Origin of the sequence: Bacillus sp. 105MF (assembly GCF_000374885.1) — a bacterium.
In the GTDB taxonomy this organism is placed as follows: domain Bacteria; phylum Bacillota; class Bacilli; order Bacillales; family Bacillaceae_G; genus Bacillus_A; species Bacillus_A pseudomycoides.
Genome location: NZ_KB895680.1, coordinates 1 through 1,484, shown reverse-complemented (window position 1 = coordinate 1,484; position 1,484 = coordinate 1). Strand labels below are relative to the sequence as shown.

Sequence of the window (1,484 nt, the reverse complement as noted above, 5' to 3'; positions counted from 1 at the left end):
TATATAAAATCGAGAAAATCAAATATCCAGTAAAAAAGATTTTCGATTGAAGATCTTTTTTATATGCCAATAACGATCATTATGTCAATCAGCTGTCCATATCGGCAGCTGATCTTATTTTTGCTTTACGTGTTTTTTTCCGAAATACTGGCGGTACCCCAGTATTATGTGTAAAATTTAACTCCATTTTTGTTAAATTTTAACTACGTTTTTGTTAAAATTTTACTTTTCAAATATCTTTTACCTCAAAGGTGATAGAATACCTAAGGGGTATTTTGTTTTTATTACCAAAAAGTATAAATACCCTAAAAATACATTTATGAGGTGATCTTGATGAGAAGAAATCTTAAATCGGTTGTCTTGATGTGCTTTGCTCTAATTGCAGTCTTTTTTTCAGCAGCACCCTCAACCTTTGCTGAAGAGGGGAAAAGTCAATTTGTTCTGATTAATGGGAAAAAAGCAAGTTCTCCTGTCCAAGATAGTCAAGTAAAACATATCTTCTTCTCAAAAGATCAGAATGGAAAAGAAATTAAGTATGGATTCACCAATGAAAAAGAATTTCAGCAATTTGTTCAAAATAAAGAATACGAAAAACACCGTGAATATAAAAATCCAAAAGCAGAACTAATCAAGAAAGAAGACTTGACTACTCTGGGTACTGGACCAAATTATACTGATTTCTACTGGGATATTAATAAAGGTGGATCCCGTATTTCTTATGCAATAGGAACTTACACAGATTACGTCGGTAATTACTGGAACGATCAAATTTCTTCAATTAGTACTGCAGCTAGTGGCTATACAAGAGTTTGGGAACATGCTAGTTATGGGGGAGCTACTTACGCTTGGGACAACTACGCTTATTGGGGAAATACCATTAACCTGAATAATTATGGATGGAATGACGCAATTTCTTCTTTAGGAGTGTTCAACTATTAAGATTGAATAGAGGAAAAAATTAGCTATAGAATGACCCGTCACATTTGAAATTTTTTCATTTTTATTTTTAAAACAAGTCCTAATAGGAACTATACATTTAGAAGATGATATATTTACTGACTGGTCAATTCATGATTTTATTTTTTCGCAAAACAGCTCACTTATCATTACTAAAAGACTTTACAAATACTGAAGAAGCATAATTTAAACTACTGTGACATTACAGCCTTACAAGATAATACCGCTAAATAACTTCTTACAACTACCGTTAACGATAATTATGTGAACACGAAAGTCCCCCAGTTAAACAATCTGGGGGACTTTTAATAGTCTTCTAAATACATTGAATCTCGATAGTAAGACGTTATATTAACCCTCTATAAATAAAGATTCATAGAGGGTTTTTCTTTAATTTCTCCAAAAACTATTCTATCTATTTTATTTTTAATTGTTTCAACAATTCTTTAATCTCTATTAATTCACTTTCTATATGACACAATCTGCTTTGCATATCATTAATCTCTTGTTCGGCTTTATAATTAATT

At 31.1% G+C, this 1,484-nt stretch carries 1 protein-coding gene; it reads left to right on the top strand.

Features of this window, described 5'->3' with window-relative positions:
* Positions 1-333: 333 nt before the first annotated feature.
* Positions 334-939 carry a hypothetical protein gene (locus C564_RS0131505; protein WP_018768254.1) on the top strand — a complete coding sequence of 202 codons (606 nt, stop codon included), beginning with the start codon at positions 334-336 and terminating at the stop codon, positions 937-939.
* Positions 940-1,484 lie beyond the last annotated feature (545 nt).

Bases quoted from the DNA above. Each gene is read 5' to 3' on its own strand.
- C564_RS0131505 (WP_018768254.1), top strand. From the start codon at position 334: ATGAGAAGAAATCTTAAATCGGTTGTCTTGATGTGCTTTGCTCTAATT.